This is a genomic window from Brevibacillus sp. NPDC058079 (assembly GCF_042885155.1).
Lineage (GTDB): Bacteria > Bacillota > Bacilli > Brevibacillales > Brevibacillaceae > Brevibacillus.
This window is the reverse complement of the sequence record NZ_JBHVSO010000020.1, coordinates 1-24,779: the sequence shown is the minus strand read 5'-3', so window position 1 is coordinate 24,779 and position 24,779 is coordinate 1. Positions and strand designations below refer to the sequence as shown.

The 24,779-nt window shown below is 46.6% G+C and carries 22 protein-coding genes and 23 tRNA genes; 29 read left to right on the top strand and 16 right to left on the bottom strand.

Annotation, left to right across the window (positions count from 1 at the left end):
* Positions 1–53: 53 nt before the first annotated feature.
* The 16 genes from ACFVS2_RS32075 to rpmH all read right to left on the bottom strand — a co-directional run bounded on the left by ACFVS2_RS32075 (position 54) and on the right by rpmH (position 15,157).
* Positions 54–953, bottom strand: coding sequence for a diacylglycerol/lipid kinase family protein (locus ACFVS2_RS32075; protein ID WP_390240556.1), 900 nt, complete (start codon positions 951–953; stop codon positions 54–56).
* 163 nt (positions 954–1,116) lie between these two features.
* Positions 1,117–1,833, bottom strand: a complete 717-nt coding sequence (locus ACFVS2_RS32070; RefSeq protein WP_390240555.1) for a DUF554 domain-containing protein — start codon at positions 1,831–1,833, stop codon at positions 1,117–1,119.
* Positions 1,834–1,863: 30 nt separating this feature from the next.
* A complete protein-coding gene (locus tag ACFVS2_RS32065; protein ID WP_390240554.1) occupies positions 1,864–3,018 on the bottom strand; it encodes an aminotransferase class V-fold PLP-dependent enzyme in 1,155 nt (384 codons plus the stop codon).
* Between the two features lie 15 nt (positions 3,019–3,033).
* The gene (locus ACFVS2_RS32060) at positions 3,034–3,879 is read right to left on the bottom strand and encodes a ParB/RepB/Spo0J family partition protein (protein ID WP_173620358.1); all 846 of its coding nucleotides are present in this window, start codon (positions 3,877–3,879) and stop codon (positions 3,034–3,036) included.
* Positions 3,876–4,634, bottom strand: coding sequence for a ParA family protein (locus ACFVS2_RS32055; RefSeq protein WP_015894094.1), 759 nt, complete (start codon positions 4,632–4,634; stop codon positions 3,876–3,878). The genes ACFVS2_RS32060 and ACFVS2_RS32055 overlap by 4 nt, the downstream gene beginning before the upstream one ends.
* Before the next feature lie 508 nt (positions 4,635–5,142).
* Positions 5,143–5,997: a nucleoid occlusion protein gene (noc, locus tag ACFVS2_RS32050; RefSeq protein WP_390240553.1), complete on the bottom strand. Its 855-nt coding sequence runs from the start codon at positions 5,995–5,997 to the stop codon at positions 5,143–5,145.
* Between the two features lie 637 nt (positions 5,998–6,634).
* Complete coding sequence (locus ACFVS2_RS32045) at positions 6,635–7,198, bottom strand: MgtC/SapB family protein (protein WP_390240552.1); 564 nt, start codon at positions 7,196–7,198, stop codon at positions 6,635–6,637.
* A gap of 213 nt (positions 7,199–7,411) precedes the next feature.
* Positions 7,412–8,128 (bottom strand): 16S rRNA (guanine(527)-N(7))-methyltransferase RsmG, encoded by a 717-nt coding sequence (rsmG, locus tag ACFVS2_RS32040; RefSeq protein ID WP_173620355.1) that lies wholly within the window; start codon positions 8,126–8,128, stop codon positions 7,412–7,414.
* An 11-nt stretch (positions 8,129–8,139) separates the two neighbouring features.
* Complete coding sequence (mnmG, locus tag ACFVS2_RS32035) at positions 8,140–10,038, bottom strand: tRNA uridine-5-carboxymethylaminomethyl(34) synthesis enzyme MnmG (RefSeq protein ID WP_390240551.1); 1,899 nt, start codon at positions 10,036–10,038, stop codon at positions 8,140–8,142.
* Between the two features lie 16 nt (positions 10,039–10,054).
* The gene (gene mnmE / locus ACFVS2_RS32030; RefSeq protein WP_007720133.1) at positions 10,055–11,431 is read right to left on the bottom strand and encodes a tRNA uridine-5-carboxymethylaminomethyl(34) synthesis GTPase MnmE; all 1,377 of its coding nucleotides are present in this window, start codon (positions 11,429–11,431) and stop codon (positions 10,055–10,057) included.
* A 288-nt stretch (positions 11,432–11,719) separates the two neighbouring features.
* The gene (gene jag, locus ACFVS2_RS32025; protein WP_007720132.1) at positions 11,720–12,349 is read right to left on the bottom strand and encodes an RNA-binding cell elongation regulator Jag/EloR; all 630 of its coding nucleotides are present in this window, start codon (positions 12,347–12,349) and stop codon (positions 11,720–11,722) included.
* Positions 12,346–13,104 carry a membrane protein insertase YidC gene (gene yidC / locus ACFVS2_RS32020; RefSeq protein ID WP_304502535.1) on the bottom strand — a complete coding sequence of 253 codons (759 nt, stop codon included), beginning with the start codon at positions 13,102–13,104 and terminating at the stop codon, positions 12,346–12,348. Before yidC ends, jag begins: the two co-directional genes overlap by 4 nt.
* A 38-nt stretch (positions 13,105–13,142) precedes the next feature.
* Positions 13,143–13,367 (bottom strand): membrane protein insertion efficiency factor YidD, encoded by a 225-nt coding sequence (gene yidD, locus ACFVS2_RS32015; RefSeq protein ID WP_205669431.1) that lies wholly within the window; start codon positions 13,365–13,367, stop codon positions 13,143–13,145.
* A gap of 4 nt (positions 13,368–13,371) precedes the next feature.
* On the bottom strand, positions 13,372–13,752 hold the full coding sequence (gene rnpA, locus ACFVS2_RS32010) for a ribonuclease P protein component (protein WP_015894104.1): 381 nt from the start codon (positions 13,750–13,752) through the stop codon (positions 13,372–13,374).
* Between the two features lie 140 nt (positions 13,753–13,892).
* Positions 13,893–14,861, bottom strand: coding sequence for a nucleotidyltransferase domain-containing protein (locus ACFVS2_RS32005; RefSeq protein ID WP_390240550.1), 969 nt, complete (start codon positions 14,859–14,861; stop codon positions 13,893–13,895).
* Positions 14,862–15,022: 161 nt separating this feature from the next.
* On the bottom strand, positions 15,023–15,157 hold the full coding sequence (gene rpmH / locus ACFVS2_RS32000) for a 50S ribosomal protein L34 (protein ID WP_007720125.1): 135 nt from the start codon (positions 15,155–15,157) through the stop codon (positions 15,023–15,025).
* 584 nt (positions 15,158–15,741) lie between these two features.
* Here rpmH and dnaA point away from each other — a divergent pair.
* The 29 genes from dnaA (at position 15,742) to ACFVS2_RS31855 (ending at position 24,509) form a co-directional block, all read left to right on the top strand.
* Positions 15,742–17,103: a chromosomal replication initiator protein DnaA gene (gene dnaA / locus ACFVS2_RS31995; RefSeq protein ID WP_017246844.1), complete on the top strand. Its 1,362-nt coding sequence runs from the start codon at positions 15,742–15,744 to the stop codon at positions 17,101–17,103.
* A gap of 207 nt (positions 17,104–17,310) precedes the next feature.
* Positions 17,311–18,450: a DNA polymerase III subunit beta gene (dnaN, locus tag ACFVS2_RS31990; protein ID WP_390240549.1), complete on the top strand. Its 1,140-nt coding sequence runs from the start codon at positions 17,311–17,313 to the stop codon at positions 18,448–18,450.
* A 32-nt stretch (positions 18,451–18,482) separates the two neighbouring features.
* Positions 18,483–18,698, top strand: coding sequence for a S4 domain-containing protein YaaA (gene yaaA / locus ACFVS2_RS31985; protein WP_012683786.1), 216 nt, complete (start codon positions 18,483–18,485; stop codon positions 18,696–18,698).
* A 16-nt stretch (positions 18,699–18,714) separates the two neighbouring features.
* Positions 18,715–19,833: a DNA replication/repair protein RecF gene (recF, locus tag ACFVS2_RS31980; RefSeq protein ID WP_012683787.1), complete on the top strand. Its 1,119-nt coding sequence runs from the start codon at positions 18,715–18,717 to the stop codon at positions 19,831–19,833.
* Between the two features lie 12 nt (positions 19,834–19,845).
* Positions 19,846–20,133, top strand: a complete 288-nt coding sequence (remB, locus tag ACFVS2_RS31975; protein WP_007720118.1) for an extracellular matrix regulator RemB — start codon at positions 19,846–19,848, stop codon at positions 20,131–20,133.
* Positions 20,133–22,058, top strand: a complete 1,926-nt coding sequence (gyrB, locus tag ACFVS2_RS31970) for a DNA topoisomerase (ATP-hydrolyzing) subunit B (RefSeq protein WP_007720116.1) — start codon at positions 20,133–20,135, stop codon at positions 22,056–22,058. The genes remB and gyrB overlap by 1 nt, the downstream gene beginning before the upstream one ends.
* Positions 22,059–22,275: 217 nt before the next feature.
* A tRNA-Ile gene (locus ACFVS2_RS31965) sits at positions 22,276–22,352 on the top strand.
* Between the two features lie 45 nt (positions 22,353–22,397).
* Positions 22,398–22,473 (top strand) — tRNA-Ala (locus ACFVS2_RS31960).
* Positions 22,474–22,490: 17 nt separating this feature from the next.
* Positions 22,491–22,566, top strand: a tRNA-Asn gene (locus ACFVS2_RS31955).
* A 7-nt stretch (positions 22,567–22,573) separates the two neighbouring features.
* Positions 22,574–22,647: transfer RNA gene (locus ACFVS2_RS31950), tRNA-Glu, on the top strand.
* Positions 22,648–22,680: 33 nt separating this feature from the next.
* A tRNA-Val gene (locus tag ACFVS2_RS31945) sits at positions 22,681–22,756 on the top strand.
* Positions 22,757–22,780: 24 nt separating this feature from the next.
* Positions 22,781–22,857: transfer RNA gene (locus ACFVS2_RS31940), tRNA-Asp, on the top strand.
* 35 nt (positions 22,858–22,892) lie between these two features.
* Positions 22,893–22,968, top strand: a tRNA-Phe gene (locus ACFVS2_RS31935).
* Between the two features lie 14 nt (positions 22,969–22,982).
* Positions 22,983–23,058: transfer RNA gene (locus ACFVS2_RS31930), tRNA-Thr, on the top strand.
* Between the two features lie 47 nt (positions 23,059–23,105).
* Positions 23,106–23,190, top strand: a tRNA-Tyr gene (locus ACFVS2_RS31925).
* Between the two features lie 18 nt (positions 23,191–23,208).
* Positions 23,209–23,283: transfer RNA gene (locus ACFVS2_RS31920), tRNA-Gln, on the top strand.
* An 8-nt stretch (positions 23,284–23,291) separates the two neighbouring features.
* Positions 23,292–23,367 (top strand) — tRNA-Lys (locus ACFVS2_RS31915).
* 30 nt (positions 23,368–23,397) lie between these two features.
* Positions 23,398–23,483 (top strand) — tRNA-Leu (locus tag ACFVS2_RS31910).
* 16 nt (positions 23,484–23,499) lie between these two features.
* Positions 23,500–23,575 (top strand) — tRNA-Gly (locus ACFVS2_RS31905).
* Between the two features lie 6 nt (positions 23,576–23,581).
* A tRNA-Arg gene (locus ACFVS2_RS31900) sits at positions 23,582–23,655 on the top strand.
* Positions 23,656–23,687: 32 nt separating this feature from the next.
* Positions 23,688–23,764 (top strand) — tRNA-Pro (locus ACFVS2_RS31895).
* A 16-nt stretch (positions 23,765–23,780) separates the two neighbouring features.
* Positions 23,781–23,862 (top strand) — tRNA-Leu (locus ACFVS2_RS31890).
* A gap of 7 nt (positions 23,863–23,869) precedes the next feature.
* Positions 23,870–23,943: transfer RNA gene (locus tag ACFVS2_RS31885), tRNA-Gly, on the top strand.
* A gap of 8 nt (positions 23,944–23,951) precedes the next feature.
* A tRNA-Ser gene (locus ACFVS2_RS31880) sits at positions 23,952–24,040 on the top strand.
* 24 nt (positions 24,041–24,064) lie between these two features.
* Positions 24,065–24,141: transfer RNA gene (locus ACFVS2_RS31875), tRNA-Met, on the top strand.
* 1 nt (position 24,142) lies between these two features.
* Positions 24,143–24,216 (top strand) — tRNA-Trp (locus ACFVS2_RS31870).
* A 30-nt stretch (positions 24,217–24,246) separates the two neighbouring features.
* Positions 24,247–24,322, top strand: a tRNA-His gene (locus ACFVS2_RS31865).
* A gap of 20 nt (positions 24,323–24,342) precedes the next feature.
* Positions 24,343–24,416 (top strand) — tRNA-Arg (locus ACFVS2_RS31860).
* Between the two features lie 8 nt (positions 24,417–24,424).
* Positions 24,425–24,509: transfer RNA gene (locus tag ACFVS2_RS31855), tRNA-Leu, on the top strand.
* Positions 24,510–24,779: the final 270 nt, after the last annotated feature.

The window sequence follows — 24,779 nt, the reverse complement described above, 5'->3', positions numbered from 1 at the left end:
CTTCTACTAAAACGCGGTCGCTCCTCAATGAGATGACCTCGATACAGGTTATTTTACACAAAAATCGTCAGGCGCTTTTCGATCACTTGAGCACTGATCGGCGTTGGCTCTACGCTTTCTCCATCTGCATGGACAGGCAGCTGTCCTGCTGCTTGTATCGTTACCTGCTTGCCCCTATAAAAACGGACACCCGGATGATGACGGTGAGCTCCTGTGAATATTTTCGGAAAAGCAGCTAACAAGCCGAGTCGACTCATACCACTTACTACGCAAATGTCCGCAATGCCATCGTCCGGTATAGCATCGGGACAGATTAGCATTCCGCCTCCGTAATTCGGAATATTGGCAGCGACAACTAGCCAGACAGCCTCTAAACGAACCTCATGACCATCAACGTTCAGTACGATGTCACTTGGCTGATACGTACATACGACGCGAATCACCGATATAATGTAGGCGAGTGCTCCTAGCTTGTACCGATTCAGCCAAGCTTTGTACACAGCTTGATCCGTTATCTTTGCTACCTGTGCATCGAATCCGGCCCCGATTGAATTCACAGCTACCTTTCCATTCAATAAAATCAGATCGATTCGCTTTTCCCCTTTTTCCGACAGAATTCTCTCTAATGCCTGTAACGGTTTCATCGGAATTCCATGTCCGCGAGCGAAATCATTCCCGGAACCAGCCGGTACCATTCCAAATCGACAATCTTCATTCGATTCGTATATCCCGTTTATCACGCCTCGGACCGTTCCATCCCCTCCGACAGCAATGATTTTATTTACTCCCTCTTTTTGGATCAGCTCTTTTGATAATTTTTCGGCGTCCCCCTCTCCTGATGTCAACCTGACATGAAAAGGCTCTCCTAGACGTCGTAGCGTCGGCTCAATTTGCCTCCATACTTTCAACCCTGTGCCATTGCCCGATACAGGATTGACGATTACACCCAACATAATCATTCTCTCCCCAACATGCTGTCGTACTGTACTGTCCCGTCCCACTTATCCATACTTGCTCACAAATCAAGTTTTTGTATCATATTATCGCATGCTATTTTTATCGATGATAGTTGATTTTTCATAAAAAAAGACTCCTCCCGAAGGAAGAGCCTCTGTGTCAACTAGAAAACAGCTTTGAAATCCAATCTATAAAGGGAACTCCGACTGCTGCGATCACTAATGCTGGCATCATGTTGGCTACCCTTATCTGTTTGATTTCCAAAATGTTTAACCCAATAGCAATAATCATCAAGCCACCTACCGCCGTTACTTCTACTAGGATCGCATCCAACATCGTTTCGCTCACCACACTGTAAATGCTCGTAGATAATAACGCAATCATGCCTTGATATAAAAACACAGGCACTGCCGAAAAGATGACACCGATTCCTAGCGTCGATGTGAAAATGATCGCAGAGAATCCGTCTAGCAATGCTTTCATAAACAGTACTTCATGGTTGTTACGCAAACCACTGTCCAGCGCACCCAGTACAGCCATAGCTCCAATACAGTACACCAGCGTCGTCGTGATAAAACCAGTGGCGATACTACCTTGGCTACCCCCAACTTTTCTCTCCAGCCAGTGTCCCAGATTGTTTAAGCCTTTTTCAATCCCAATCCATTCACCTAGTACTGTTCCTAGCACAATACTGATAATCACAAGTAAAAAATTATCCGAACCCAGGCACATTTTAATGCCCAATACGAATACGGCCAGAGCAATTCCTTGCATGACGGTTTGTCGCATCGACTCCGGAATTCGCTTCAACATTCTGCCTAACAATGCCCCTAAGATGATTGCTCCGGCGTTGACCAATGTTCCCAGCAAGATCACTTGCGCTGTCCCCCTACAGATGCCTTACCCTTACACAAACGCTGCTGCTATTTCCCTAACAGCGTTATGAAGCGCTTCTACATCTTTCTCTGAGTTGAAAATTCCAAAGCTGGCTCGAACCGCTCCACGTTGTTCGGTACCGGCAGTCTGGTGACCCAGTGGCGTGCAATGAAAACCCGATCTGGTCGCAATCCCGTATTGTTGATCCAGGATAAACGATACCTCTGCTGCATCCACCTCTCCGATATTAAAAGCAACCACGCCTACACGTTCGGTCTCAATCCCTGGTCCGTAGACATGTACACCCTCGATCTGCTGCAACCCAAGGATCGTTTGTTTCACCAATTCCCATTCGTGCTGACGAATGTTATCCACACCTTTTTCCATGACAAAATCAACGCCTGCTTGCAGCCCTGCCAAACCAACCGTATTGAGTGTCCCGCTTTCGTATCGGTCTGGACGAGTTGTCGGTTGATCGATCGCTTCAGACTGACTGCCTGTCCCCCCATGAATCAAGGGCTCGAGGTCAATATCACTACTCACGTACAAACCACCTGTACCTTGTGGACCATACAGCCCTTTGTGCCCAGGAAAAGCAAGCATATCAATATTCATTGCCTCTACATCGATAGGCAAAACACCAGCAGACTGAGAAGCATCCACCAAAAACGTAATTCCGTGCTCTTTTGCCAGTTTCCCCAGTTCGGCTACAGGTAGGATGACACCTGTCAGATTGGAGGCATGACTCACAACGATTAACCGCGTCGCGGGCGTAATTGCCTTGGCAAAATCCTCTACATAGAATTGATGGTCTTCTCTCGGCTCGACAAAAGTAGCTTTTACTTGATTGTTTTTGCGCATGTACTCGATGGGACGTCTTACCGAATTATGCTCAACAGACGAAGAAATAACATGCTCGCCTGCTTGTAAGAATCCTTTTATGGCCTGATTAAGCGCTTGAGTAGCATTGAGATAAAAAAAGAGGTTATTCGGGTTTTGAATCCCAAACAACCGTGACACTTGCACCCGTGTCCGAAACACAGCTTTACTCGCTTTCATCGCCAGTGCATGTCCACCTCGGCCAGGATTTGCAGCAAAATCCTCGATGACCTCTGCCATCATTTCTTTGACTGCTGGTGGCTTCGGCCATGTAGAAGCTGCGTTATCCAAATAGATGATCGCCATGACTACCTCCTGGACTTACTTCTCTATATTCAACATTTCGATGATTCGTTCCAAGTCTTCCTGTGAATAGAAGTCAATCTCGATCTTGCCGCGCTTCGATCCTTTTTTAATCTTGACCGATGTTCCAAAACGACTGCGTAGCCGTTCCTCCATCTCAATCAAAACGGGCTCGTTTTTCGCTAGCTTTTTCTTTTTTGTTTCACGTGAAACATTGAGCTGCTTCACAAGCTCTTCCAGCTGACGAACACTCAATCCCTTTTCCACCACGTCATTTGCAAGCTGTTGTTGTACTTTCTTATCCGTTACCCCAAGCAAAGCACGCGAATGTCCCATGGATAGTTCGGCTGCCGAGACCATTTTTCGGATCTTCTCTGGCAGTTGCAGCAAACGCAGCATGTTGGCTACATGCGGTCGACTCTTCCCTATCTTTTGTGCAAGCTGTTCTTGCGTATAATCATGGTGAGAAATCAGCTTGTCATAAGCCTCAGCCTCTTCGAGTGGATTCAGATTTTCCCGCTGCAAGTTCTCAATCAGGGCAATCTCCATTAATTGCTGATCTGTGTACGCCTTTACTACTACCGGAACCTCTTTTAACCCCGCTACCTTTGCAGCACGCAATCGTCTTTCCCCAGCTACCAGCTCATAACCTTTGATGCTTTTCCGAACAATTAGCGGTTGGATGATCCCATGCTCTTTGATTGACTGTGCTAGTTCCTCGATAGCTGATTGTTCGAATTCTTTCCGGGGCTGATAAGGGTTAGGACGAATCTCATTGATGGAAACCTCTTTTACCTGTTCCCCTTCTTCGATGAGATTGGAAGTAATAAGTGCATTCAGCCCTTTTCCCAATCCTCTACTCATACCCCGACCACTTCCTTCGCCAAATCAGTATAGACTTCCGCTCCTCGTGAGCGTGGATCGTACGTAATGATGGCTTGTCCGTGTGACGGTGCTTCACTCAAGCGAACATTTCGAGGAATAATTGTCTTGTATACTTTGTCCTGAAAATACTTTTTCACTTCTTCAATCACTTGTAAACCGAGATTCGTACGTGCATCGAGCATCGTCAGCACGACACCTTCGATAGCAAGCTGTGAATTCAAATGTTTTTGGACCAAACGAATGGTGTTCAACAGTTGGCTTAATCCCTCTAGCGCATAGTATTCACACTGGATTGGAATTAAGACGGAATCAGATGCTGTTAAAGAATTAACGGTCAAAATCCCTAAGGATGGCGGGCAATCGATGATGACGTAATCGTACTTGTCTTTGACTACTTCCAGCGCCTTTTTCAGACGAACCTCACGAGAAATCGTAGGAACCAGCTCGATTTCCGCACCTGCCAATTGAATGGTGGCAGGAATGATCATTAATCCTTCAATTTCAGTTGGCAAAGTCGCATCGACGGGGTTGATATCATTGATCAGGACATCATAAATGCAGTACTTAACATCTGCCTTATTTACCCCGATCCCACTAGTTGCATTTCCTTGCGGATCAATATCAACCAGCAGAACCTTTTTCCCCAATGCGGCCAAACATGCACTTAGATTGACGGACGTAGTCGTTTTCCCGACGCCGCCTTTCTGGTTCGCAACCGCAATGATTTTTCCCAACTTCTCCACCTCTTTTTTGTCGTGTAGGAAAGCTTGTGGCTTGACCAGTACACTCTCCAGTACGTCTTTCAAAGTCATCTTCTGTATCCTCATCTAGTTAGTCATTCGAGTCTATTTACGATTTGCTCGTATTCTTGTAAAACGATGATATTTATACAATTTCCTTCGTTCGTTGCCATACAGTAACCTTTACATGGGCCTGTACATGATAAGACGAATAAAGTCTCTGCAAAGTTATCCTCATTTATTATCGAGTAAACCTGCAAGTATGCACAGGTTGGTACTCTCCATGTTATCAGATTTGCAGCTTAGTCGTACGCTGTTTTTTTTAGAGAGTGAGACAAAAAAGCCTGATTTTTGTCCCGAAAATGCCGATTTTCCTAGCTTTTTTATGAAAAATGCATATTTCTGGAAATTAAACACTACCGAAAGTCTCATTTTCCTATAAATAATCAGCATTTGCCCAAAAAGAAAGGCGACCTTGTCGCCATTTTAGTTACCATCACATTTATTTCCCTGTTTCCTTGTTTTTCGGAATACGAATGGTGAATTGATAGAATTCATCATGATCTTCTTCCGCTGTCTCTACAGGTAGGCCTGTCTGGATCACCATATCGATCGATTGTCGAACTGTATTAATTGCAATCCGCGTATCTCTTGAAAATGCTTTCCAGCGAGGCTTCGCATCTTTTTCCGATTTAGGGTTCTCAGCCAATTCTAGAAGCTGCTTCACGCGCACTTCCGTCTGTTTCACATTCCATTCCCGCTCCAAAATCTCCAGCAGGACCTTATTTTGTAATTCTGGATCTTTTAACGGAATCAGAGCCCTTGCATGACGCTCTGTTACTTGTCTGGACAACAATGCATCTTGAATTTCTCGCGGTAAATGGAGCAAGCGCAATTTGTTTGCGATTGTCGATTGTCCTTTGCCTAAACGTTGAGCAAGGCTCTCTTGCGTCAAATTGTGCAAATCAATCAGCTTTTGATATGCGACTGCCTCTTCAATGGCTGTCAAACCTTCTCGTTGCAAATTCTCAATCAATGCGATAGAGGCTGTTTGCGAGTCATTAAACTCTTTGACAATCGCAGGAATCCTCTCCATGCCCAATTTTCTAGTTGCACGCAAACGTCGTTCTCCAGCAATCAATTCATAACGACCATCGCGAACCCGCACGACAATCGGTTGAATGAGCCCATGAGTTCGTATCGTTTGACACAACTCATCAATTTTCTCGTCATCAAATACAGTACGAGGTTGATATGGATTCGGTACAATGTCCTCAACTGGTATTTGTTTGATTTCTTCGTTATCTGTCTTGTCCGTCAAGCCAAAAATCCGAGAAAATGAATCTTTAACTGCCATAGAAAAATCCCCCACTTCTACCCGTTCCATCCGTGCTATTTTAAAGTCTTTGAAGAGGTGTTCAAAAAGTCATTTTTGATCACGAAGTAATCCTGAAAGAATAGCGCAACAACGAAACAAGCGTTCACCTTCGAAATCCCGGTGCTCATGTAGCTCCCCTACATTCAGCACCTCCTTCTTCAGCTCTTCGCCGCCTTCTTGGTGCTGAAAAGACAACTTTTTGAATACGTCCTAGAAACTGAAAAAGGTCCTGTCCAATCAACGACAGAATCTCCCTCGAAACATTTTGTATCCCTCGCCCATCCATTGTCCGGATATGACAGATTGAATATGTTCTTTGATTGTTGCTGCTAAGGAAAAATGGCATATTGGCGTCGTAAGTGAGTCCAGTCCTACTCTTTTTACATAGGTCCTCCTCTTACATCGTTAAAGACAGCATGCATCTACTTAAAAAAAGCTTCACAAGCCCTATAGTACATACTGCTTAACAGACTCTTCTTGCCCATCCGGTCGGTTTGTAAAATTGCCTTTGACCTAATCTTCTTTCCCTACACGCTTTCTTCAGGTTCATTTATATATATGTAATTCTGCAAGATTCGTCCAATTCCTGCTAACGAAAAACGTTTCACGTGAAACATCAATCGTGATCTTCGTCATAAAAATCGCGATCGTCACGGTGCTTTGGCCTCTCATCACTTCCAATACTCTCATCTGTAGGATGTGAAATCTTGGTGACAGAAAACAATCGAGGGAAAAGTCTATGAAAGTCTAACGTCAGGTACGAAAAAATCGCGGCAACGATCGCAGCGACATACATCCCTGCACTGAACATTAGACCAATGGCTGAAGCAACCCACATCCCTGCTGCCGTCGTCAAGCCTTTCACCGAACCATTGAATTTAATAATAGCTCCAGCTCCCAAAAATCCCATGCCCGTCACGACTTGTGCAGCTACCCTACCTGGATCATGATTTACACCGCTCGAAGAAAAACCGTAAATGGAAGCTAGTCCAAAAAGACATGAACCAAAGCAAACAAGACTATACGTTCGAAAACCAGCACCTCTTTGCCTACTCACATCCTTTATAAATCTCTCTCGCTCCCATCCCATGATGGCACCTGCTAGAAAAGCAAGAAAGAGCCGAAGCAATATGGTCGGGAGTTCTGGCGGAAAAAAGGTGGAAAGTACTGCTGCTTGCATAGTCTAATCACCCTCTCATACGATGTCATTCTTTCGAAGGAGCTAGTACTATGTATATGCCGAGTTGTAGACTCCATGATCCAAGAAGCAAACCTGAGAGACTACTTTTGAGGCATACTTTCCATTTCATCAGGAACGCGAAGTTTCACTTAAACTTTCAATACGAAAAAAAGGCCGCAGCACATGGCTACGACCCTCTCTTTTGACTGACTCCTACACTAACGGCTTTTTCGCAGGAACTCCTGCCTTGCGCGGATAGCTTTTCGGCGTCGCTTCTATTTTTTCCATGATGACGATGTTACGCTCTCCCGCTTCCTCTAGAAGCTGGAATGTCTCGACCTTTCTCGTCTTTCCACCAAGCGTCTTGATTGCCTTTTTCGCTTCAGCAAGCTCTGGAGTAATCTCCGCTCCCTTGAGAGCGACGAAGTTTCCTCCGACTTTGGCAAAAGGAAGGCAGAACTCCGATAACAGATTGAGTCTCGCAACAGCACGTGCCACTACGAGATCAAATTTCTCCCGATAAACCGCTTCTTGCCCACGATCCTCAGCACGCCCATGTACAGGATTCACGTTCTCCAGACCCAGCTCCTGTGCTACATGCTGCAAAAAGCTCATACGCTTGTTCAAGGAATCAATGATCGTCATTTTCAGATGTGGGAAGCAAATTTTCAAAGGAATGCTCGGAAACCCTGCGCCCCCACCGATATCAACAACTGATTGCACCTGATCAAATGGGAAGTAAAAAGCCGGCGTAATCGAATCATAAAAATGCTTGTTGTACACTTGCCCCTCTTCGGTAATCCCTGTCAGGTTCATCTTCTCATTCCATTCAACCAGCAGGCGGAAAAAATGATCAAACTGCTCCTTCTGACGATCCGTCAAAGAAATCCCCTGGGCTGCAAGTACCTCGGCAAACTGTTCTTTCGTCATAGCTTTTCTCCTTACTCGGCTACTCCCACGCGTTTGTACTCCAGATATACCATCAACACGGAAATGTCTGCTGGAGTAACTCCTGCGATACGAGCCGCCTGCCCGATATTCAACGGACGAATTTTGGTCATATTGTCGCGGGATTCCTTGGACAAACCGGAGATTTGGTGGTAGTCAATATCCGTTGGGATGCGGCGCTCCTCCATTTTTTTCATCCGCTCTACTTGTTGCAATGACTTTTTGATGTAGCCATCGTATTTAATCTGAATTTCAACCTGTTCGGTCACATCCTCTGGCAGTGCTTCTGGTGCAGGGACCATTTGAGCAATGTGGCTGTAGTTGATTTCCGGACGACGCAGCAATTGAGCCAGCTCGATGACATCTGTCAGTTCAGGAGAGCCTGCGTTGCGCAAAACCTCTTGGACATGTGCCAGTTCAGGACGTACGCGCGTGTTTGTCACACGTTCTTTTTCTTGTTCGATCAGCTCGCGTTTTTGATTAAATCGATTGTAGCGTTCTTCGCTAATCAGACCAATTTCATGGCCGATATCCGTCAGACGCAAGTCCGCATTGTCATGACGCAGCAGCAATCGATATTCTGCACGAGAAGTAAGCAAACGATAAGGCTCATGCGTTCCTTTAGTAACAAGGTCGTCAATCAAGACACCGATGTACGCCTCTTCTCGCCCCAAAATAACTGGTGGTTTCTCTTGAACGCGGCGTGCTGCGTTAATTCCTGCCATGAGACCTTGACCCGCTGCTTCTTCATAGCCAGAGGTACCATTGATTTGTCCTGCTGTGAACAAGCCAGGCAAGGTTTTGGTTTCCAAAGAAGGCCAGAGCTGCGTCGGCACGATCGAATCATACTCAATCGCATAGCCAGGGCGCATCATTTTGACTTCTTCCATTCCAGACATAGAGCGCAGCATGGAAAGCTGGACATCCTCCGGCAAGCTGGTCGACAAGCCTTGTACATACATTTCTTCGGTATTGCGTCCTTCTGGCTCCAAGAAAATTTGGTGACGCGGTTTATCGTTAAAACGAACTACCTTATCTTCAATCGAAGGGCAATAACGCGGGCCTGTTCCTTCGATCATTCCCGAATACATTGGTGCACGATGCAGATTGCTATTGATGAGTCCATGCGTTTCTTCATTTGTATATGTCAGCCAGCAAGGAAGCTGATCCATAATAAATTCCGTTGTTTCATAAGAAAAAGCACGTGGTACCGGATCACCAGGCTGAATCTCCATTTTGGAGAAATCCACGCTGCTGCTATGAACACGTGGAGGCGTCCCCGTCTTGAAGCGTGTCATTTCAAAACCGAGTTCCTTCAAATGATGTGCCAGACGAATGGACGGACGCATGTTGTTCGGTCCACTTTCGTATTGGAGATCTCCGAGGATGATCTTTCCGCGCAAATAGGTTCCGGTCGTCAATACAACGGATTTGGCCATGTATCGCGCCCCAGTTTGCGTAATAACCCCTTCACAGACTCCATCGTTCACGATCAGCTCTTCCACCATCGCTTGACGCAGGATCAAATTCGGAGTATTTTCAATCGTTTTCTTCATTTCATGCTGATACGCAAATTTGTCTGCTTGCGCGCGCAAGGCATGCACAGCAGGTCCTTTACCTGTATTCAGCATCCGCATTTGAATATGGGTTTTGTCGGTATTGCGTCCCATTTCTCCACCAAGCGCGTCCAATTCGCGTACGACGTGGCCTTTTGCCGGACCACCTACGGAAGGATTACATGGCATGTACGCCACAGCATCCAGGTTGATCGTCAACAGCAATGTACTACAGCCCATGCGTGCAGCCGCCAAAGCCGCTTCCGCACCGGCATGACCCGCACCAATGACAATGACGTCAAACGAGCCCGCTTCATATGCAGGTACAACGTTCATTTTTTGTCCTCCTCTATCACTTACCCAGACAGAACTGGGAGAAAATCTGATCAATCAAATCTTCGCCGACACTTTCTCCGATGACTTCCCCAAGCAACTCCCACGACTTTTTAATGTCGATCTGAATCATGTCTACTGGCATCAAATCATCGATTCCACCCAGCGCTTCATCTATGGCTCGTTCTGCCTGACGAAGCAGTTGAATATGTCTAGCGTTACTCACGTAGGTCAAGTCATCCTGCTGCACACGGCCACTGAAGAAAATCTCCCCAATAGCCTGCTCCAGAAGATCGATTCCCGTCTCCTCACGCGCAGACGTCATAATCAACGGCTGCTGAGGGAAATGACGCTTGATCTCTTCCAAATCCACTTTTTGCGGCAAATCGAATTTATTAATAATCACAATCACATGGAACCCTTTTGCGGCTTCAAAAATCGCGTAATCATCAGCGGAGAGAGGCTCGTTGTAGTTGATCACGAGCAACACGAGGTCAGCCTTTTGCAGCAGCTGTCTGGACTTCTCTACCCCGATTTTCTCCACGATGTCCTCTGTATCGCGAATTCCTGCGGTATCGATAAGTCGCAAAGGAACCCCGCGCACATTGACATACTCTTCGATGACATCGCGTGTCGTTCCCGCAACGTCAGTCACAATCGCCTTTTCCTCTTGGACCAGACTATTTAATAGAGAGGATTTCCCTACATTCGGACGTCCAATGATCGCAGTCGACAAGCCTTCTCGCAAAATTTTCCCTTGCTGTGCGGTCTGCAACAGTCGTTGTATTTCACTTTTAACCTCCAGGCACTTTCCTCGCAAGAAATTTTGCGTAAACTCCTCAACGTCATGCTCTGGATAGTCCAGTGTTACTTCTATATGAGCCATCGCTTCAATCAAGTTTTGACGCAGCTGCCGAATGAGCCTGGACAGCTTCCCTTCTACTTGATTCAATGCGACCTTCATCGCTCTGTCTGTTTTCGCCCGGATCAAATCAATGACGGCCTCAGCCTGAGACAAATCGACACGTCCGTTTAAGAACGCACGCTTTGTGAACTCCCCCGGCTCCGCCAATCTTGCTCCATTATCCAAGATTAACTCCAGAACCTTTTCAACGGAAACGATTCCTCCGTGACAGTTTACCTCAACTACATCCTCCCTCGTAAATGTACGGGGAGCCTTCATTACGGAAACCAGTACCTCTTCCACTCGTTCACCTGTGTTTGGCTCATACAAGTGCCCATAATGGATCGTATGGCTGTCCACAGTGGACAACCGCTGCTTTCCTTTATATATCTTATCCACAACTTCGATCGCTTCCGTACCGCTTACTCGGATCACGGCAATACCGCCTTCACCCATCGGTGTTGCGACCGCCGCTATTGTATCGAATTTCATGCTGTTCACCTCAAGCTTTCCACTCTTACAAGTCAGCCACTAACTTACTAGCATAACAGATCGTCTAGAAAAATTCCAAAAGAAAGTGCAGCCAATTCATCTGGCTAAACACCCAATAGGAAAAAGCAACCCTTTCTCCAAGGTTGCTGTCCATTTTGGTTATCCACAGTATAATCATTTTCGCAAATCCTCAACCATTTGGTCAATTATCCACAGTGGACAACTTTTTGAAGAGATTGTTCAAAATGTCGTCGCTTGCTCACCTGAATTCGGGCAAAAAAAAGAAGCCTAGCGAGAGGCTTCTTTCGGTGCAATCACGATATAACGATTTGGCTCGTCTCCTTCACTGAAGGTAACCACATCCGCTCTCTTTTGCAAGAAGGCGTGGATTACTTTCCGTTCAGCAGCAGACATTGGTTCCAGACGTACATCCCGTTTGGTCGATAACGCTTTTTTCGCCACACGATCTGCGAGCTGCTCCAATGTTTCCTTGCGACGCAGCCTGTAATTTTCGGCATCCAGAGTGATGCGTACATGTTTGTCCGCATGGCGGTTCGCTACGACGTTTACGAGATACTGTAATGAATCAAGAGTTTGTCCCCTGCGGCCAATAATGATTCCCAGATTGGTTCCCTGGATGTCAAACAGCATGCCCTCTTCATTTGTACGCGTCTCCACTTTGGCATTCACCTTCATGTTCGACAAAACGTCTTGAAGAAAGTCACGTCCCTGTGCAACCGGATCAAAGTGAAATTCTACTTGCACTTTAGCGTCCTTTGCCCCAATCAGTCCAAACAATCCTCTGCTTGGTTCTTCTAGAACTTGGATCGTTGCCCGCTCACGCGGCACTCCCAATTCCAGCAAAGCTTTTTGCACAGCATCGTCGATCGTTTTTGCCGTAGCTACCACCTTTTTCACTTGGAGGCTCCCCCCTTAGGAGTAGGCATATTCCCTTTATCACGATACAGGAAGTAAGTTTGTACAATGGTAAACAGGTTACCGTATACCCAGTACAGAGACAGCGCTGATGGCAACGTGACAGCAATCGCCAAAATCATCAGCGGCATCATGATGATCATCATTTGCATTTGTGGATTTCCTTGATTTGCTTGACCCATCATCTTGGACTGCAGGTACGTCGTAATCGCAGCAATGATTGGCAAGATGTAGTACGGGTCCTTTTGTCCCAATGTCAGCCACATGAACGTTTGCGAGTTAATCTCGGTCGTACGGATGATCGCATGGTAGAACGCGATCAAAATCGGCATTTGTACCAACATTGGCAAGCATCCAGCCAACGGATTGACACCGCTCTTCTGGAACATAGCCATTGTTTCCGCTTGCGCTTTTTGTGGATCATTTTTGTACTTTTCACGGATCTTTTGCATCTCCGGTTGAATCTCTTGCATTTTCTTGGAGCTCTTGATTTGCTTGACCATCAATGGAAGCACAATGATTCGAATGATGATCGTTGCAACCAGGATACCCAGACCGTAGTTGTTTCCGAGTATCAATGCGCTCTCTTTAATTAGCCAGGACAGTGGATAGACAAAATACTTGTCCCAAATGCCGGTTGCGTCAGGGCCAATTGGTGCAGCAGCTTGGGGGTTACAGCCCGACAAAACTAGAACCAGCATAGTCAGCATAAGAATGCTGAGTGTACGTCTACTCAAGGGTGATCCTCCTTTTCCCCGCTTCAATTGAGGTAATCTTATTTGTGCTGATCCGGGACTGGATCATACCCGCCCGGGTGGAACGGATGGCATTTCAAGATGCGACGAAGGGCCAACCAGCCTCCCCTCCACGCTCCAAATCGACGAATCGACTCGATGGCGTAGTGAGAACAGGTCGGCGCGAATCTGCATGAAGGTGGTTTATACGGAGAAATCATCAGTTGGTATCCCCGAATCAACCAAACCATGATCTTCACCATCATCGTTTCACCCTCTTTTTCCATCTCTTTTTCCATTATGTACGGGTGCCTGTTTGATCACTTTGGCTCGCTTCATCACATGTAACAGAGATTGCTCAATGGCTTCAAGCGTCATCGCTTCCACACCCGGACGGGCGATGATGACGAGATCGAGACCGACTGGAATATCAGACTCCATTCGAGCTACTGCTTCGCGTATAAGCCGCTTGACTCTATTGCGGACAACAGCATTGCCAATTTTTTTACTGACGGAAATTCCAGCGCGAAAAGCCGCTTGTCCCTCTTGCTTTGCTGAATACAAGACAAACTGCTTATTAGCAGCAGAACTTCCTCGTTGAAACACAGCTTGGAATTGCTCATTTTTTTTGAGCCGGTGTGAACGATGCAAAGGTAAACAACCCCTAACATCACAATTATAGTAGAAAACGTACACAGCATCTACCAGTATATCCTTGTTTCGTCCACTTTTTTCCCTAAGTATACTCGGTTTAGAACAAAATCAAAAATTCAGCGAAAAAATATAGGCTATCAGCCAATTTCTGTGATGATTTCTGCACTGGCATAGCGCAAGTCAGAGAGCAATTGATCATCCGCTTGGAAAAATCCCAATTTTGGAAGGGACAAGGCAAGCTTGGCAGGCAGATCCGCCCAATGATTCTCCAGCCATTCATCAGAATCGACGCTATGATATAACCAGATCGCCTCTGAAAATAATAAAAACCTGGCCATATCAAGCTGATTTCTCTCCTGCAATCTCTGAACCTTCCTCTTTACTAACCAATCATTTTCAGCCGCCAGCGCAAACCGGGTCCCCTCATTTATTGACCGTAGATGAGCCCGATAGTCCGTCAATAGCATGAGCGCATCCTGTACATCTTGATTACTCCGGTATGTCTCCTGAAAAAAGCCATCCATACCATCCGAACGAATTGCTTTTAGAACCAACTGATACAACTGTGCATCACTCAATGAATGCCCCTGGAAGACAGCACTCATTTGCAGCGCCCCGATCCATCCTGCCCATCCAGCCAAATAAGCGGAGTAAGGAAAGCCCTCCATTAAGGCAGCCTGCGCCTCCTCGTGGAAGGAATCTACCTCCGCTTTTGCCTGTGCGAACATTTTCGCTTTTCCAGCCGGGGAATCCATATAGGCACACATGTCATTCATCCAGGAAGTGAAACGATCCTCTGGGTCCAGAACAACCTTTGCTTCCTTTAAGTAACGCCATACCCACGGATTCTCGTATACTTCTTCATCTGTAGGAGGAGATTGGACCTGCAGTTGTATCACATGCCCTCTAAACAGGCGATTTTCACAGGAAGGATCACCTTCTTCCTCCACAAAGATGTGTAAATCGAGGTCGCTATATGCGTCCGCTTCTCCCCTCCCGACAGATCCACCAGCATAGGCACATACCAAGCTGGCTAGAGGCCATTCATCAAGAAACTCGCGTGCCAACGATACAAAAAAGTCGGTTACGTCCTTGCTTTGCTCCATCGGCCTCCTCCTGTCTCTTCAATAAGTAGTAGGATTTTCGATAGCTAGGTAACGATTATCCCTCAAAAGGTTTCCACATCGGAGAAAGCCTTCCTCTTTTTATAAGAACAAAGAATTTTCAGACACATGTAGACAAACAAAAAGGCCACTGAAAGTGTGGCCTAAGCGGAAAGAACTTTTCTACCTCTTTGACGACGAGCAGCCAAAATTTTGCGGCCATTTTTCGTGCTCATGCGCTTACGGAATCCATGATCCTTTTTGCGCTTGCGGTTGTTAGGATTGAAAGATGGTTTCATTACGTATACACCTCCGTCTTGCAAAGACATTCTTTTGCATTATAAGAACATATGCCTAAAAAGTCAAGTAACAGTGGAATTTCATTACCAAGGCAAATATCCCCATAAAACTATTTCCCAGACCTGTGGATATCATTTTATCCACAAAAACAGGTTTCGACAAGTTTATCTACAGCTTGTACACAAAATATAGGGATGTGAATATGTGGCGAGTACCAGAAGTTGTGTTTGTGGATAAGTATGAAAAAACCATTGATACCACGCTTTATATCTGTTATTATGTTTTTGTTTTGAAGCGTGAATAACTCCGATACGTAAATCGGTTTTTCCACAGGGTGTGGATAAGTTTGTGGACAGATTCTTTCCTATGTGTATGTCGTTACTCACAGGATTGAGGATAACCGTCTGCTTTTTTTCACTTCTACGAGCGGAATCCCTATATTTCGACTTTTTTTATCCACAGTCGCTTCAAACGGCTGTGTTGACAATTAGGTCACAACATAGCAGATTTTTGCACTTTTTCTCGATCATTATGGATCGGTGCTTCATCAATTTTTCGGATGGTCCAGAGGGAGGGATTCTGGTTGGATGCAGCGATTAGCGAACTATGGCGCAAAGTACTCGCCAAGATAGAAAAATCGCTAAGCAAACCCAGTTTTGATACCTGGCTGAAGGCGACAAAGGCAACTACATTAGAAGAGGATGCACTGATCGTCGTCGCACCAAACGACTTTGCTCGTGATTGGCTAGAAACCAGGTACGCACAACTGATTACCGATACACTATATGAAGTGACAGGTATCAATATGAAAGTAAAGTTCGTCGCGATGCAAAATCCTGATGCGGCTTTTGCCGACGAACAACCTGCCCCACGGGTGAAAATGAGCGAACCGCCAACAGTCGCGGATGACCAGCCACCCAGTATCTTAAATCCCAAATACACCTTTGACACGTTTGTCATCGGCTCAGGGAATCGATTCGCTCACGCCGCATCGCTTGCGGTTGCTGAAGCTCCTGCGAAAGCTTACAATCCCCTCTTCATTTATGGAGGAGTCGGACTTGGCAAAACCCACTTAATGCATGCAATTGGCCATTATGTCATTCAGCACAACCCATCGGCGAAAGTGGTCTATTTGTCGTCTGAGAAATTCACCAATGAATTCATCAACTCTATTCGTGACAACAAAGCCGTCGAATTCCGCAATAAATACCGGAGTGTTGACGTTCTTTTAATTGATGACATTCAGTTTTTGGCAGGCAAAGAATCGACACAAGAAGAGTTTTTCCATACGTTCAATGCCTTGCATGAAGAAAGCAAACAAATCATTATCTCCTCCGATCGACCTCCTAAGGAGATCCCGACACTGGAGGATCGCCTACGCTCACGCTTCGAATGGGGACTGATTACTGATATTCAGCCGCCAGACCTCGAAACGCGGATTGCGATTTTGCGCAAAAAGGCGAAAGCAGAAAATCTCGATATCCCTAATGAGGTAATGGCGTATATCGCCAACCAGATCGACAGCAACATCCGCGAGCTGGAAGGCGCACTGATTCGTGTCGTTGCCTACTCCTCCTTGATTAATCGCGATATCGACACGCAGCTGGCAGCGGAGGCACTGAAAGACATTATTCCTTCCTCCCGCCCACGCGTGATTACCATTATGGACATCCAACGAACGGTCGGAGAAGCGTTCAGCCTGAAACTAGAAGATTTCAAGGCGAAAAAACGGACAAAAACCGTCGCTTTCCCACGTCAGATTGCGATGTATCTCTCTAGAGAGCTGACAGATGCCTCCTTGCCGAAAATCGGTGATGAATTTGGCGGCCGTGACCATACGACAGTCATCCATGCCCATGAGAAAATCTCTCGTGCACTGGCAAATGACCCTCATATGCAAACAACCATTCAGTCGCTCATTGAAAAATTAAAAGCAAACCATTAAACCTGTGCATAACGCAAAAAGCCTATACACAACTTACCCACATGTGTATAGGCTCTCTTTTACGTGTTGAGTCCACATATCCACAAATCCACAGGCCCTATTACTACTTCTGTTAAAAAGATCTATCCTAATAAGTTATGATAAAGGCGCAGCCATTATGCAGATTCCAACCAAAAATAATGGCGCCGGAGAGGGAGGCTCACGTCGATGCATATTACCGTTCAGCGTGAAAAGCTGTCGAACGCCGTATCGCATGTTAGCAAAGCTGTTTCTAGTAGAACTACGATTCCAATTTTGACCGGGATTAAAATCAAAACCGACGATGAAGGTTTGACACTGACAGCAAGCGATTCTGATGTGTCTATTGAAGTTCAGATCCCGCTGGAAGAAGCCGGAGAATGGGGAGTAACCGTACATCAGCCTGGTAGCATTGTGTTGACTGCACGTATTTTCAGCGAAATCGTGCGCAAGCTGCCAAGCAATGAAATCGATATTCAAGTGGATGATCGTCTCGTAACCCAAATTCGTTCCGGACAAGCTGAGTTCACCATTAACGGAATGGATGCCAATGAATATCCACAGCTACCGCATCTGGAAGAAGAGAAAGTCTTCAGTGTTCCCTGTGATTTACTGAAGGCAATGATTCGCCAGACTGTTTTTGGTGTCTCTACATCCGAAATGCGTCCGATCTTGACCGGTTTGATGTGGTCGCTTGATCAAGGCAAATTGCGTTTTGTGGCAACTGACAGCCATCGCTTGGCTAGCCGTAACGCAATGGTCGAATGCCCAGAGGATCTTTCTTTCCATAACGTGGTTGTTCCGGGTAAAAGCTGCAATGAATTGGTAAAAATATTAGATGACGACCAAAATCTCGCGGATATCGTTGTTGCGGACAATCAAATTTTGGTGAAGTCTAAGCATATCCTGTTCTATTCCCGTCTCTTGGAAGGAACCTATCCGGACACAACCAGAATTATTCCTCAAGGAAGCAAAACGGAGATCACCGTAAGCACCAAGGAGTTTTTGCAATCCATCGAGCGTGCTTCCTTGTTGAGCCGCGAAGGTAAATCGAACGTAGTCAAGCTCGTTACAATGCCTGATGGAACCGTCGAAATTACGTCCAATGCACCTGAGATCGGGAAAGTAACGGACATTTTGATGCCAAAAGCAATGAATGGCGAAGAATTGAAAATTTCCTTCAACGCCAAATACATGATCGATGCGCTGCGTGCAATCGATAGCGCGGAAATCAAAGCGAGCTTCAGCGGCCCGATGAGTCCATTTGTGATTCGTCCGACCGATCATGACTGGATGCTCCATCTGATTTTGCCAGTTCGTACGTACTAAAATGTTTTTACGTAAAAGAAAGGAGCCAAGCCATGCGTGAGGTTTCCATTAGCACAGACTATATTGCTCTCGGCCAGTTTTTGAAGTTGGCTGAAATCATTGACACGGGGGGAATGGCCAAAGCTTTTTTGGCTGAGGTTCCGATCCAGATCAATGGAGAGCTGGACAACAGACGTGGACGCAAGCTATATCCTGGCGATGAAGTGGCGATTGAAGGCTATGGTCGCTATCAAGTGGTACGCCCCTGAGAGGAGAGCGTGATTCTTGTTTCTCAAGAACCTGTCGCTAACCAATTATCGCAACTACGAAACGATGTCCCTGTCGTTTGACGGTCCCATCCAGTTGTTTATTGGCAACAACGCTCAAGGGAAAACGAATGCTCTCGAATCGATCTATGTTTTGGCACTCGCCAAATCCCATCGAACGCCCCGCGACAAGGAGCTTATTTCCTGGGATGCCGATTATGCCACGATCCGTAGTGATGTTCTTCGTCGCTACGGTTCTGTTCGTTTAGAGCTGCAGTTGACAACCAAGGGAAAGCGGGCCAAAATCAACGGAATGGAACAGCAGAAGCTGAGCGCCTATGTGGGGGCATTGAATGTCGTCATGTTTGCACCCGAGGATCTTTCCATTGTCAAAGGCGCACCTGCCCAGCGCAGACGCTTCATCGATATGGAAATCGGTCAGGTTTCACCTACGTATCTTTATTATTTGAGCAATTACAACAAAGTGCTGGCCCAGCGAAATCAGCTTTTAAAGGATTTGGCCATGAAAAAAAGTAACTCGCTGGAAATGCTGGCAATTTGGAATACCCAATTAGCCGATTTAGCGGTAAAATTGTTACGGAAGCGTTTTGAGTTCATTCGGAAGCTGGAGACGTGGGCACAGGAAATCCACACCGGCATTACCGATGGCAGGGAAAGACTTTCTTTGCATTACGTAAACTCATCGCCCGTTACAGAAGAGATGACGATAGATCAGGCTGTAGATAAAATGCTTGCTGCCTACGAAGAGGTTCGCGACCGGGAAATCATGCGGGGGAGCACCCTTATTGGGCCACACCGTGATGATTTTTCACTTAAAGTGAACAACATGGATGTGCAAACGTATGGTTCCCAGGGACAGCAACGTACCAGTGCGCTGTCCATTAAATTAGCTGAAATTGAGCTGATTAAAGAAGAGGTGGGAGAATACCCCGTTCTGTTGTTGGATGATGTCTTGTCAGAGTTGGATGAACATCGGCAAACATTGCTGCTCGAAACCATTCAGGATCGGGTACAGACGTTTGTAAGTACCACAGGTGTGGAAGGCTTAAAGCATCAGGTTCTCCAGCAAGCCTCTCGTTTTTACGTGAGGGAAGGGAAAATCTCCGGAGAAAGGTAGGGGAAGACAGGGATGTTTATTCACATTGGTGGAGATACTGTGGTGAGCACGAAGGAAGTCATTTCCATTCTTGATCATCAGACTGTGAAATCCTCGAAAATCAATAAAGCGTTCTTACTCGAAAAAAGTAAGACAGTTGTTGACCATAGCGAGGAAGAAACGAAGTCTTATGTAATCACCCAGAACGCCATTTACTGTTCACCTATTTCTTCTCTGACGCTGAAGCGACGCGCTCAGTTCGTGGACAGCTTGGATCAGTTTCCCTTTGTACAAGCTGAAGTGGAGGAGTTGACAGAGTAGTGGATCAAGTGACGACGAAAGATACAAACTACGATGCGAGTCAGATTCAGGTACTGGAAGGGTTAGAGGCAGTTCGGAAACGTCCCGGCATGTACATCGGGTCGACCAGCAGCCGGGGTTTGCATCACCTGGTATGGGAGATTGTCGACAATGCCATTGACGAGGCGCTGGCTGGTTATTGCGACGAGATCTTGGTGGTCATTCATCCAGACAACTCCGTATCTGTAACCGATAACGGTCGAGGAATCCCGACAGGCATTCATGAAAAGACTGGGAAATCCACTGTTGAAACCGTTTTGACTGTATTGCACGCCGGTGGTAAATTCGGCGGTGGCGGATACAAAGTGTCCGGCGGTCTTCACGGGGTAGGTAGCTCGGTAGTGAACGCACTATCGGAATGGATGGAAGTCGAGGTTAAACAAAATAACCAGGTATACTACATGCGCTTTAAAGTAGGCGCACCGGATGCTGATCTTGCTGTTGTGGGCGAGACCGAAGAGACGGGAACAAAAGTTACCTTCAAGCCCGACCCGACTATTTTTACCGAAACAACGGTATTTGAATACGAGATTTTGCAAAAACGTATTCGCGAGCTGGCGTTCCTTAACAAAGGATTGCGCATCACGCTGAAAGATGCGCGTCCAGATCATGAGAAGGAAGAATCCTTCCACTACGAGGGCGGTATCATCCAGTTCGTAGAATACTTGAATAAAAACCGGGAAGCCCTGCATGACGATGTGATTTATTGCGAAGGGGAAAAAGAAGGTCTTGTCGTGGAGGTTGCCCTTCAGTACAACGACAGCTATGTGAGCAACATCTACTCTTTTGCTAATAACATCAACACACATGAGGGTGGTACTCACGAAACCGGATTTAAAACAGCTCTTACACGTGTTATCAACGACTATAGCCGCAAGTTTAACTTCCTGAAGGAAAAGGATCCGAATCTTTCCGGGGACGATGTGCGTGAAGGCATTACCGCGATTATCTCCGTAAAAATTCAAGAGCCTCAGTTCGAAGGACAAACAAAAACGAAGCTGGGCAACTCGGAAGCGCGTAGCATTACCGAGTCTGTCTTCGGTGACCGTTTTAACACCTTCATGGAAGAAAACCCGGGTGTAGCCAAAAAAGTTGTGGAAAAAGCGCTCATGGCATCTCGTGCCCGTGAGGCAGCTCGTAAAGCACGTGAAATGACTCGTCGCAAGAGTGCACTGGAAGTAAGTGCTTTGCCGGGTAAACTGGCGGACTGCTCTTCCAAGGACGCATCCGAATCTGAACTGTTCATTGTAGAGGGTGACTCTGCGGGTGGTTCTGCGAAGATGGGACGCGATCGACATTTCCAAGCCATTCTTCCTCTTCGCGGGAAGGTATTGAACGTAGAAAAAGCACGTCTGGACAAAATTCTCGGGAATAACGAGATCCGTGCCATTATTACGGCTTTGGGAACGGGTGTTGGCGAAGACTTTGATATTTCAAAGGCACGCTACCACAAAGTCGTTATTATGACGGACGCCGACGTTGACGGATCGCATATTCGTACGCTTCTGCTGACGTTCTTCTTCCGCTACATGAAACAGTTGATTGAAGCGGGGTATATTTATATTGCGCAGCCGCCTCTTTTCAGCATCAAGCAAGGGAAGACGTTACATTATGCTTATACTGACAAGCAGCGTGATCAGGTACTCGCTACCTTGAAGGCTCAACCGAAGCCTAACGTCCAACGCTATAAAGGACTAGGTGAGATGAACGCGGATCAATTGTGGGAGACTACGATGGACCCAGAAGTTCGTACACTGCTTCAGGTAGATCTCGAGGATGCTATGGATGCCGATATGGTGTTTGAGACACTGATGGGAGACGAAGTAGAGCCTCGCAGGGAGTTTATTGAGCAATACGCGGCAAACGTACGCGATCTTGATATTTAAGTTGGAACGAAGAAAAGCTTGTCCTTTACCGGGCAAGCTTTTTCTTAATGAAAATATCAAAACACATTTGAAATATAGTATGAACATGACTTATAATAGATTGTGCTTTTGTTGAGTTCGTTTCACAAAAAAAGTTCACCCACGCAATAAAAAAAATCAAAAATTCTATTGCAATGAATTAAAAAGTATGCTAGATTTAAATTCCGGAAGTAATCACGGGCCTATAGCTCAGTTGGTTAGAGCGCACGCCTGATAAGCGTGAGGTCGGCTGTTCGAGTCAGCCTAGGCCCACCACTTACATAGCTGATATGACAACCTGTGTCATGAAAGCGCTAGAATGGGGCTGTAGCTCAGTTGGGAGAGCGCCTGCCTTGCAAGCAGGAGGTCATCGGTTCGATCCCGTTCAGCTCCACCATTCTAAAATACGATTATTCCTCGGTAGCTCAGTTGGTAGAGCAATCGGCTGTTAACCGATCGGTCGGCGGTTCGAGTCCGTCCCGAGGAGCCATTGAAATGGCCCGTTGGTGAAGCGGTTTAACACAGCAGCCTTTCACGCTGTCATACAGGGGTTCGAATCCCCTACGGGTCACCTAGCAAAACGCCCTGCAAGTGCAGGGGTCCTGGAGGCTTAGCTCAGCTGGGAGAGCATCTGCCTTACAAGCAGAGGGTCGGCGGTTCGATCCCGTCAGCCTCCACCACTTTTAACAACTGAATGTTTTCATGGAGCTGTGGTGAAGTTGGAGTTCACGCCGGTCTGTCACACCGGAGGTCGCGGGTTCGAGTCCCGTCAGCTCCGCCATTTTTCTCAAGCGATGGCGAAATAATTACGCTTGAGGCTCGGTAGCTCAGTCGGTAGAGCAGAGGACTGAAAATCCTCGTGTCGGCGGTTCGATTCCGTCCCGAGCCACCATTTATACAAAACACGCCGGTATAGCTCAATTGGTAGAGCACCTGACTTGTAATCAGGGGGTTGTGGGTTCAAGTCCTATTGCCGGCACCACTTTTTCTTTGAAAGTTGAATAACGTTTGCTTTTGAAGGACAAGCTTGGGGAGATAGTGAAGTGGCTAAACACGGCAGACTGTAAATCTGCTCCCTCCGGGTTCGGCGGTTCGAATCCGTCTCTCCCCACCATCTTTACTTCATGGCTATTGGGGTATAGCCAAGCGGTAAGGCAACGGACTTTGACTCCGTCATTCCTAGGTTCAAATCCTAGTACCCCAGCCATTTTTCGAGAGCCATTAGCTCAGTTGGTAGAGCATCTGACTTTTAATCAGAGGGTCGAAGGTTCGAGTCCTTCATGGCTCACCAGTTTTTAAAACAAGAGATTGATCTTCATATGCGGTCGTGGCGGAATGGCAGACGCGCTGGCTTCAGGTGCCAGTGGTGGCAACACCGTGGAGGTTCAAGTCCTCTCGACCGCACCAAGAGATTCCTTCTTATGCGGACGTAGCTCAATTGGTAGAGCGTCGCCTTGCCAAGGCGAAGGTCGAGGGTTCGAGACCCTTCGTCCGCTCCATAACATGTGCCCTTAGCTCAGCTGGATAGAGCGTTTGACTACGAATCAAAAGGTCGGGAGTTCGAATCTCTCAGGGCACGCATCTTCATCTTAAAAAGTGAAGAACTATAATCGGGAAGTAGCTCAGCTTGGTAGAGTACTTGGCTTGGGACCAAGGGGTCGCAGGTTCGAATCCTGTCTTCCCGACCATGTTTCAAATGAATATGCCGGTGTGGCGGAATGGCAGACGCGCGCGACTCAAAATCGTGAGGGAAACCGTGGGGGTTCAAGTCCCTTCACCGGCACCATATTCAAGCGGGTGTAGTTCAATGGTAGAACTCCAGCCTTCCAAGCTGGTCGCGTGGGTTCGATTCCCATCACCCGCTCCATATTTTGCGGAGGGATACCGAAGTGGTCATAACGGGGCGGTCTTGAAAACCGTTAGAGTGCAAGCTCACGGGGGTTCGAATCCCTCTCCCTCCGCCACTTCTTTTTATTACGAATAATTATGGCGGCGTAGCTCAGATGGCTAGAGCGTTCGGTTCATACCCGAAAGGTCGGGGGTTCGATCCCCTCCACCGCTACCATAGGGGCATAGTTTAACGGTAGAACGAAGGTCTCCAAAACCTTTGGTGTGGGTTCGATTCCTACTGCCCCTGCCAAGGAACATTTTTAAAAACGTATACATTATGGCGGTCGTGGCGAAGGGGTTAACGCACCGGATTGTGGCTCCGGCACTCGTGGGTTCAAGTCCCATCGATCGCCCCATTTTTTTATAACTACAATATGTCTCAGTAGCTCAGCTGGATAGAGCATCCGCCTTCTAAGCGGACGGTCGGGAGTTCGAACCTCTCCTGAGACGTTTTACATGCGGTCGTGGTGGAATTGGCAGACACACCATCTTGAGGGGGTGGCGGGGCGACCCGTGCGAGTTCGAGTCTCGCCGACCGCACCATTAATTTAAATGAGGTTAAAAAAACCTCTTGATTAATGAAAAACAATGTGTTATATTAGAAATCTACTCACGAACACACAAGTTTAACTGAGTAGAACAAATCACATAAAACTAAAAAAGTTGTTGACTTCGGAAGTTGGATGTGATAAATTAAAGATCTGCACTGAACGTAGTGCAAAAAATGCTCTTTGAAAACTGAACAGCGAAAGCGTTAATGAGTCTATCATTAAATGATTTGCCAGCTTTGAACCAGTAACAAACTTTATTGGA